General features: G+C 56.8%; 8 protein-coding genes. 3 read left to right on the forward strand and 5 right to left on the reverse strand.

Translation table 11 applies throughout. The features are described from left to right. Positions 1–32 precede the first annotated feature (32 nt). The 3 genes from ACTF5F_RS00125 (at position 33) to ACTF5F_RS00135 (ending at position 3,577) form a co-directional block, all read left to right on the forward strand. Positions 33–398: a GNAT family N-acetyltransferase gene (locus ACTF5F_RS00125; protein WP_438954848.1), complete on the forward strand. Its 366-nt coding sequence runs from the start codon at positions 33–35 to the stop codon at positions 396–398. A gap of 91 nt (positions 399–489) precedes the next feature. Next, on the forward strand, positions 490–2,685 hold the full coding sequence (locus ACTF5F_RS00130; protein WP_438954849.1) for an NADP-dependent isocitrate dehydrogenase: 2,196 nt from the start codon (positions 490–492) through the stop codon (positions 2,683–2,685). Between the two features lie 139 nt (positions 2,686–2,824). Next, complete coding sequence (locus ACTF5F_RS00135; RefSeq protein ID WP_438954850.1) at positions 2,825–3,577, forward strand: SDR family NAD(P)-dependent oxidoreductase; 753 nt, start codon at positions 2,825–2,827, stop codon at positions 3,575–3,577. A gap of 72 nt (positions 3,578–3,649) precedes the next feature. Here ACTF5F_RS00135 and infB read toward each other — a convergent pair whose 3' ends face one another. The 5 genes from infB to ACTF5F_RS00160 all read right to left on the reverse strand — a co-directional run. Continuing rightward, positions 3,650–6,133 carry a translation initiation factor IF-2 gene (infB, locus tag ACTF5F_RS00140; protein ID WP_438954851.1) on the reverse strand — a complete coding sequence of 828 codons (2,484 nt, stop codon included), beginning with the start codon at positions 6,131–6,133 and terminating at the stop codon, positions 3,650–3,652. Beyond that, positions 6,130–6,765, reverse strand: a complete 636-nt coding sequence (locus tag ACTF5F_RS00145) for an RNA-binding protein (RefSeq protein WP_438954852.1) — start codon at positions 6,763–6,765, stop codon at positions 6,130–6,132. Before ACTF5F_RS00145 ends, infB begins: the two co-directional genes overlap by 4 nt. Positions 6,766–6,789: 24 nt before the next feature. After that, on the reverse strand, positions 6,790–8,409 hold the full coding sequence (gene nusA, locus ACTF5F_RS00150; protein WP_438954853.1) for a transcription termination factor NusA: 1,620 nt from the start codon (positions 8,407–8,409) through the stop codon (positions 6,790–6,792). After that, entirely contained in the window at positions 8,409–8,984 is a 576-nt protein-coding gene (gene rimP / locus ACTF5F_RS00155) for a ribosome maturation factor RimP (RefSeq protein WP_438954854.1), read from the reverse strand. The genes nusA and rimP overlap by 1 nt, the downstream gene beginning before the upstream one ends. Before the next feature lie 141 nt (positions 8,985–9,125). Further along, positions 9,126–9,819 (reverse strand): ABC transporter substrate-binding protein (locus ACTF5F_RS00160; protein ID WP_438954855.1); only part of this gene is annotated, 694 nt, incomplete at its 5' end.

Consider the following 9,819-nt stretch of genomic DNA (forward strand, 5'->3'; position numbering starts at 1 on the left):
CGCCTATCCATACAAATGCACGCGCGACAGCGATGCCTTGGCTACCAGAGGTTCATACCGCCGAAGAGGACCTCTGGTACTTTGCGAACGCACTCCTTCCCGAAGAGACGGCGCATGTTGCTGAAGTTGATGGGCAGGTGATTGGTTATAGCGCCTATGCGAATGATTGGCTGACCCACCTCTACCTCGACCCGTCGTTTCAGCGACGAGGGATTGGGTCTGCCCTGCTTCAGAACTCCAAAACAGGGCACGATGAACTCAACCTTTGGGTCTTTCAACGCAACACAGCAGCGCAGGCGTTTTACCAGACACATGGCTTCACAGAAGTGATGCGTACGGATGGATCAAGGAACGAAGAAAAGACACCAGATATCCACCTGCGTTGGACACGAAATTAGCAATAATTCCGCTTAGTATACTGTTGTATGCCGTAGACCTTTCCAAATGCTTGGTCTAAAGAGCACCCAAACGTCATAGAGGTCCGATTCCATGTCCAATCCAGATATCATCTACACCAAAGTCGACGAAGCGCCTGAGCTCGCCTCCGCCTCTTTCCTGCCGATTATTCAAAAGTTCGCTGCTGCTGCTGGCGTCACTGTCGGAACCAAAGACATCTCCCTCGCTGGTCGGATCATCGCGACTTTCCCTGAAGCGCTGACCGCAGAGCAGCGGATCGATGATGATTTGGCGGAACTCGGCCGTTTGGTGAAAACGCCAGAGGCGAATGTCGTGAAGCTGCCGAACATCTCTGCCTCGGTGCCTCAACTGGTCGCAGCGATCGAGGAATTGCAAAGCCAAGGCTACGCGCTGCCTGACTACCCTGAAGACCCGCAAACGGATGAAGAGAAAGCCGTGCGCGCGAAGTATGACGGGATCAAAGGTTCCGCCGTGAACCCTGTTCTCCGCGAAGGAAACTCTGACCGCCGCGCAGCGAAGGCCGTCAAAAGCTACGCCCAGAACAACCCACACCGCATGGGCGAGTGGACTGCTGACAGCAAGACACGCGTTGCATCCATGGACGGCAATGATTTCCGCTCCAACGAAGTCTCCACAACGTTAGCCGCCGACACAGTTGCGAAGATCGTCTTGGAAACGGTAGATGGTGAAACCGTTTTGAAGGACGGTCTGTCGTTTCCTGCCGGCACAGTCGTTGACGCAACCTTCATGTCTGCTGCTGCGCTTGACGACTTCCTTGAAGCAGAAATTGCGAAGACGAAGAAGGAAAGAATCCTCTTCTCCCTCCACATGAAGGCGACAATGATGAAGGTTTCTGACCCGATCATCTTTGGTCATGCGGTGAAGGCGTTCTTGAAACCAGTGTTCGACAAGTTCGGGGCTGAGATGAACGCGCTGGGCGTGAACCCGAACCAAGGGCTTGGTGCGGTACTCGAAAAGGTCGAAGGGAATGCGGAGATCATAGCCGCCATTGACGCCTCCATGGCCGACCAGCCGCCGATGTATATGGTCGACAGCGACCATGGCATCACCAACCTGCATGTGCCGTCTGACGTGATCATCGACGCCTCCATGCCCGCTTTGATCCGCGCAGGCGGCAAGGGTTGGGCGCCTGACGGGAAGGAAGCAGACGCGGTTTGCGTGATCCCTGATAATTCCTATGCGCCCGTTTATGACGAGACGATCAAATTCTTCAAAGCGAACGGCAAACTGAACCCCGCCACCGCGGGCACAGTTCAGAACATCGGTCTGATGGCGCAAAAAGCAGAAGAATATGGTTCCCACCCGACAACGTTCGAAATCGCGGAAACGGGCACCGTCAAAATGATCCTCGACGATGGGACAGTTCTCCACAACCACGATGTGCAGGCTGGCGACATCTGGCGCTCCGCCTCTGCCCGAAAAGCGGCAATCGAAGACTGGGTGAACCTCGCCATCTCCCGCCAAAAGGCGGAAGGGTGCGAGGCGGTGTTTTGGCTTGACGAAACCCGTGCGCATGACGCGGAACTGATCACCTATGTGACGCCGATCCTTGAAGCAGCGGGCGTTTCTGACAAGTTCCAGATAATGGCGCCGCGCGAAGCGACCCGCGCCGCGTTGGAAACAATCACCGCAGGTAAGAACCACATCGCGATCACCGGAAACGTGCTGCGTGACTATCTGACGGACCTGTTCCCAATCTTGGAGCTGGCGACATCGGCCAAAATGCTCTCCATCGTGAAACTGATGCAGGGCGGTGGTTTGTTCGAAACGGGTGCCGGTGGGTCTGCGCCGAAGCACGTGCAACAGGTGCAGGCGGAAAACCACCTCCGTTGGGACTCACTGGGTGAATTCACAGCGCTGGGCGAAAGCTTCCAGTTTCTCGCGGAAAACCGCAGCAATGCGAAAGCCAAGATCTTGGGCGAAGCGGTGGATGCGGCGACGCAGGGCATCCTCGACAACAATCGTTCGCCAAGCCGGAAGGTGGGTGAGCCGGACAACCGCGACAGCCACTACTGGTTCGCGCGCTATTGGGCCGAAGCCTTGGCCGCACAATCAGACGACGCAGACCTCGCCGCGCATTTCGCGCCGATTGCGAAGGCATTGGCCGACGGGGAAACGGCAATCGTGGCCGAGCTTGCCGCCGCACAAGGCACACCCGCTGACTTGGGCGGATACTACAAAACCGACCCTGCCAAGACGGCGGCAGTCATGCGCCCATCCGCGACGCTGAACGCGATCATCGGGTAAGCAACCTCGCATGAAACGAAGAAGCCGCGCCCAGCGCCCGGCTTTTTTGTTCGACCAGCAGCGACTTCAATATAACTAAACCGGCACGACAGACTTACGGGTGATATTACTAAACCGCTCATAAAAATATGGAACACTTATGCCAAACTTTGCGATATTTCCGAGCTTGAAAGGCAAGGTCGTGATCGTCACAGGCGGTGCGCAAGGGATCGGTGCCGAGATGGTCAAAGCCTTCGCTGCGCAGGAGTCGCGTGTTGGGTTCCTCGACAAAGATGAAGGCGCGAGTGCTGAGCTCACCAATGTGCATGAGAATGTCATTTTCGAAATTTGTGACCTGCGCGACATTGATCAGATGAAAGCAGCACTCGAAAAGCTGACGCGCCAATTGGGTCATGCAGACGTGCTGGTTAACAACGCCGCACGTGATGATCGGCACGATTGGCAGGATGTCACGCCAGAATACTGGGACGAACGCCAAGCCACCAACTTGCGGCACATGTTCTTTGCGATCCAATCCATCTCACCTGGAATGATCGAAAACGGCGGTGGGTCGATCATCAACATGGGGTCCAACTCATGGTGGGAGGCGGCGGGCGGATTTCCCGCCTACACTACTGCCAAGGCGGCGGTGCACGGATTGACCCGCTCCATGGCCCGCGATTTGGGCAAGCACCGCATCCGTGTGAACACCGTCGTCCCCGGATGGATTATGACAGACAGTCAATTGGAGCTTTGGGCCACACCAGAGGCGCTGGAAGCGCAGAAGAAAGCACAATGCCTGCCCTACCTGATAGAGCCGGTCTACGTCGCGCGAATGGTTCTGTTCTTGGCGTCCGACGATGCGGCGATGTGCACAGCAAGCAACTACATGGTTGAGGCAGGATCCGTTTAAAGCTGCTTAATACCGCAAGGTGAGTTCAGAGGTTCAAAGAGAAAGGGCGGCCCGTTGGCCGCCTCTCTATTCTTAATCCAAGTTACGTTCGACTTCTTCGCGTTCGAAGATCTCGATCACGTCGTCAGGGCGGATGTCGTCATAGTTTTCGAACGCCATACCGCATTCCTGACCGGACTGGACCTCTGCTACTTCGTCCTTGAAGCGCTTCAAAGTCTTCAGTGTCCCTTCATGGATCACTACGTTGTCCCGCAGCAGGCGAACCCCAGCGGAGCGACGCGCGACGCCTTCGGTGACGAGACAGCCCGCAACCTTGCCGACGCCAGTAACCTTGAAGACCTCTTTGATGGTCGCGTAGCCGATGAAGTTCTCTTTGATCTCCGCCGACAGAAGACCAGAAGCTGCCGCTTTCACATCGTCCACCAGGTCGTAGATGACGGAGTAGTAGCGGATCTCCACACCCTTCTGGTTGGCAGAGTTGCGTGCAGGCGTGTTCGCACGGACGTTAAAGCCGATGACCGGCGCGCCGGAGGCTTCAGCCAGACCAACGTCGGTTTCGGTAATCGCACCAACGCCGGAATGAAGGACGCGGACGCGAACCTCGTCATTGCCGATCTTCTCCATCGCTTGGACAATCGCCTCAGAGGAACCTTGCACGTCTGCCTTCACCAAGATCGGCAATTCGCTGACGTTCTCATCCGCTTTGGCGTTCGCCATCAACTGATCGAGCGTCACCGCCGCACCAGCAGCAGCACGTTTGTCTTTTGCGGCCTTCTGACGATAGTCGGCGATTTCGCGCGCTTGCGCTTCGGTGTCGACCACGTTCAAAACGTCGCCCGCTTCCGGTGTGCCGTTCAGACCCAGAACCTCAACCGGTACGGATGGGCCTGCTTCTTCCACACGGTCGCCTTTGTCGTCGACAAGCGCGCGGACTTTACCCCACTGCTCACCCACAACGAAGATATCACCCTGCTTCAGCGTGCCGTTCTGAACCAGAACGGTCGCTACAGGACCACGGCCCACGTCGAGCTGTGCTTCGATTACAGCGCCAGAAGCGGCGCGGTCTGGGTTGGCTTTGAGCTCAAGGATTTCCGCCTGAAGCGCGATGGCTTCCAGCAGTTCATCAAGGCCCTGACCTGTGATGGCAGAGACTTCGACATCCTGAACCTCACCCGACATCTTCTCAACAATCACTTCGTGTTGAAGAAGGTCGGTGCGGACTTTGTCAGGGTTGGCCGCTTCACGGTCAATCTTGTTGATTGCGACGATCATTGGCACTTCCGCCGCTTTCGCGTGGTTGATGGCTTCGATCGTCTGCGGCATGACGGCGTCATCCGCTGCCACAACCAGAACAACGATGTCCGTCACCTGCGCACCACGGGAGCGCATGGAAGTAAACGCTGCGTGGCCCGGAGTATCGAGGAACGACAGAACCTGACCGCTTTCGGTCGTAACCTGATAGGCACCGATGTGCTGTGTGATGCCACCCGCTTCGCCAGCGGTCACGCGCGTCTTGCGGATCGCGTCGAGTAGGGAAGTCTTACCGTGGTCAACGTGACCCATGATCGTGATGATCGGCGCGCGCGGCTTCAGATCTTCATCCTTGTCCTCGACCGCGTCGATCACGTCTTCCACGTCAGAGTCAGAGACGCGGACAACTGTGTGACCGAACTCTTCCACTATCAATTCAGCGGTATCGGCATCAATCGTTTGCGTCTGGGTCGCCATGATGCCGTTGGTCATCAACGCCTTTACAACGTCTGCGACTTTTTCGGACATGCGGTTGGCCAATTCGCCGACCATGATGGCTTCGGGCAGCTGCACCTCGCGGACAACCTTTTCCCGCTCAACCTGACCGCCCATTGCCTTCTGACGCGCACGCTCTTGCTTACGCTTCATCGCAGCGACGGATTTCTGATGACCGCCGCCACCCCGCAGAGCGTCGTTCAAAGTCAGCTTACCAGACCGGCGACCTTCGTCCTGACGGCCTTTTTGCTGCTTGGGCTGACGGGTCTCACGCTGTTCGCGATCCTTGCCGCGCGGTGCCGCAGATGGGCGCGCGACAGCGGCCTCACCCGGCACGTCGGCTGGGTTGGGTGCGGATGTCGCAGATTTTGACTTAGAGCGTGCCGCTTCTTCGCGCTTACGTTCTTCTTCTTCGGCCTTGGCTTTAGCGCGGGCTTCGCGTTCGCGGTCCTCAGCCTCTTTCGCTTCGGCTTCGGCGCGGCGGCGGGCACGCTCTTCATTGCGGGCCTTTTCTTCGGCGTCGCGCTTGGCGGCATCTTCGGCCTCACGCTCTTTAGCGGCCTGCAATGCTTTCATCCGGCGCTGATACTCAGCCTCCGAAATCCCGCCTGGCCGACGTGACGGATCACTGCCCGCTGGCGCAGATCCACCAGAGGTCGGCTTTGCAGCACCAGATTTTGGCACCACAACACGCTTGCGCTTGGTCTCAACAACCACGTTCTTTGTCCGACCGTGGCTAAAGCTTTGCTTTACGTTGCTTGGACGAGAACCGCCCAAACCAAGTGTTTTTTTGCCGTCGTTATCGCTCATTTAGCTTCTATATCCTTCTCGGTGGCCGCTTTGCCACCGTCTACCTCGCGTAAGCCACGTAGCTTTGTGGCTTCCTCTACAACACGATCGCCGAGTCCGCCAGCCGCGAGCGCGCCATGTATCACACTTTGCCGTCCAAATGCCAAACCCAATTCAGCAGATGTGAAGCAGTCGAAATAACGGGCCCCTTCTGGGGTCCAAAGTTTGGCTTTGCCCCTGGCAGAGCCGTCGCTGGCTTGAAGCAAAACACGCACCCGTTCGCCGCCTGCCAACCAGCCTTTGACCTTTTCAAAGCCGCAGACCGCACGCCCCGCTTTGCGCGACATCGCAATCAGATCGATAGCGCGGCGGGCCAACTGACGTTCGACCTCATCCGCGAGCCCATCGGGCACCATGATCGCCTGTTTGGCACAGCGTGAAAACTGGCCTTTGCTGGCCACTTCAAGCGCCACCCGATCCGCTGCGACGTACATGCCCCGCCCAGGAAGCTTGCCCAGAATATCCGGCACAACCTGACGATCGGGGCCCACAACGAACCGGATCAGGCCAGCTTTTGGCTGGCTCTCTCCGGTCACGATGCACTTACGCTCTGGACCGTCGCTTCGATCTTTCTTTAGGCCGCCCCGCGTCATGCGCGTCACTCCGGAGGCCTGAAATCAGACCTCCGCCTCCTCGGCGACTTCGCCTTTTTCACCTTCAGCGGCTTCCGCCTCCAGTTCAGCAGGGTCAACCCAACCCAACATTACGCGGGCTGTCATGACCAAATCTTGCGCCTCTTCTAACGAAACGTCAAATTTCTCCAACACGCCATCGTCTTTCACACGCTCGCCATCAACCATGGTCCAACCACCCGCCAGCTCCCAGTCAGCGCAAGTTGCGAAGTCTTCGAGCGTTTTGACGCCATCCTCGGCCAAGGCTTCGATCATCAATGGTGTCAGGCCTTCGAACTCAACAAGGCTGTCTTCCACACCCAACTCACGGGCGCGGTCCATTGCTTTCTTATTCTGCGCATCAAGATAGTCGCGCGCACGCGCCTGAAGCTCGCTCGCTGTGTCCTCGTCCACGCCTTCGATGACCAACAGTTCTTCGATCTCGACATAAGCGACTTCCTCAAGGCTGGTGAAGCCTTCGGAAACGATCAATTGAGCGAAGAACTCATCAAGGTCCAAGGTCTCCATGAACATCTTGGTGCGAACTTCAAACTCCGCCTGACGACGCTTGGATTCTTCTTCCTCAGTGAGAATGTCGATGTCGAGGCCGGTCAACTGTGACGCCAAACGCACGTTCTGGCCCCGGCGACCAATGGCGAGCGAGAGCTGCTCATCAGGCACAACAACTTCGATCTTGCCCGCTTCTTCATCCAAAACAACTTTGGACACTTCTGAAGGCTGCAATGCGTTCACGAGGAACGTTGGCATATCTTCATTCCAAGGAATGATGTCGATCTTTTCGCCCTGCAGTTCGTTCACAACCGCCTGCACACGGGAACCCCGCATACCAACGCAGGCACCGACAGGGTCGATGGAGCCATCATAAGAAATAACAGCGATCTTCGCGCGAGATCCGGGATCACGGGCAACGGCCTTAATATCAATAATCCCTTCGTAGATTTCAGGTACTTCCATTTTGAAGAGCTCCGCCATGAACTCTGGCGCTGTGCGCGACAGGAAGATTTGCGGACCGCGTTGTTCGCGGCGCACGTCTTTGATGTAGCAACGGATGCGGTCGTTTGGGCGGTATGCCTCACGGCCGATCTTCTCGTTCCGGCGCAGAACAGCCTCACCAGCGCCCACATCGACGATGACGTTGCCGTACTCTTCTCGCTTCACGGCCGCGTTGATGATTGTGCCAGCGCGGTCTTTGAATTCTTCGTACTGCTTGTCACGCTCTGCTTCGCGAACCTTCTGCAGGATCACCTGTTTCGCAGACTGCGCAGCGATCCGGCCCATCTCTACTGGTGGCACTTCTTCCACGAAAGTCTGACCGACCTCTGGGTTTTCCATGTATTGCTTGGCTTGCTCCACCGTGAACTCAGCTTGGTAGTTCTCAAGCAGATCATCCTCGACCACGGTGCGGACGCGCGTAAATGTCGCCTTGCCGGTCTTACGGTCGATGGAGACACGAATGTCCATTTCAGAGCCGTAGCGCGACTTTGCCGCCCGGGCGAGCGATTCTTCCATCGCTTCGACAACCAACGCAGGGTCGATCATCTTTTCGCGTGCCACGGCCTCAGCCGTTTGAAGCAGCTCAAGCTGGTTTGCAGATGTGATTGTCATCAGGACTTCTCCTCGCCATCAATGATGGTTTCAATTTCGTCAAATTGTGCATCGTCAATCTGACCTTTGTCTTTGCGACCGCGCAGAACGTCGCGGATCAAATCGTCTGTCAGAACCAGTTTGGCATCTGACAACCAATCAAACTTTAAACCGATCGTACCTTCTTCGATCGTGATCAGAACTTCATCGCCTTCAACGCCAGCAAGCGGTCCTTTGAACCGGCGGCGGCCATCGATCAGCTCTTCGGTTTCGACCTTGGCCTCAAAGCCTTCCCATTGGGCAAAGTCCTTGAACCGTGTCAGCGGGCGATCAATACCGGGGCTGCTGACTTCGAGATTGTATTGGTCAAGAATTGGATCCTCGACATCCAGAACAGCACTTACCGCGGTGCTGATCTCACCGCAGTCATCAACCTCAATCGTGCCATCCGGCTTTTGCGCCATGATCTGCAACACCGTTTCTTTGCCAGACATCAAACGCACGCGCACAACCTCAAACCCCATGTCTTCAATGACTGGGGTGATGATCTCTGTAATGCGGCGGTCAATCGCCGCTTTTGCGATCAAATCGTTCATGTCTTTCACGCACAAAAAAAACGGGCGCGCGGCCCGTTGTAGTCTCCGGTGGGCGCTAGGTTTGGACCCCAGCGCGCCGCTGTTGACATGCATATACGGATTGAAAGGTGAGTCTGCAAGGGGCAGGTAGATTCTCTCGCGTCATGCCCGCGACCACCGCTCTGCCATGCGGGCGTTGTCCATTGGCCAGAGGTTTCCGATCGTCTCGGCTGTTTTGATGCCTTTGTGGGTCGCTTGCAGGAAATTCGCGAACATCGGGATCAATGTGCTGCCTTCATCGCGCAGGATTTCTTGCATTTCAAAGTAGTGGTCTTGGCGTGTTTCGCTGTCCAACTCAGCACGGGCTTTCAGCAAGAGGTCTTGGAACCGTGCGTGGCTTTGCAATCCGCAGTCGCCCCATGTAGCCCGATCAGCGTAGGCCGTGCTGAACATCCAGTCTTCCGTCGCGCGGCCGAACCAATGACCGTTGGCAAAAGACGACTGCAACCAAGCGTCAGCCCAGTAGCCATCTGAGGCTTCTTCCATGATGTCGATCTCGATACCGGCCAGTGCCGCCGACGATTGGAACAGGTCCGCGGCCTGACATGCACCGCTGAAGGCCGCATGGGAGGTTGAGAGCGTGAGGCTCAGTGAGTCTAAGCCGGCTTTCGCAAGGAAATGTCGCGCTTTGTCCGGGTCAAACTCCAACTGAGCGAGGCTTGCATTGAAGTACTGGTTCAATGGTCCAATGGGCGTGTCGTTGCCGACTTCCCCATGCCCCAGAAGCACTTGCTCCACCATCTGCGCCCGGTTGATCCCGTGCTTCAACGCCTTGCACAGGTTGAGATTATCGAAC

The sequence above is a fragment of the Cognatiyoonia sp. genome, assembly GCF_965661665.1.
Lineage (GTDB): Bacteria > Pseudomonadota > Alphaproteobacteria > Rhodobacterales > Rhodobacteraceae > Cognatiyoonia.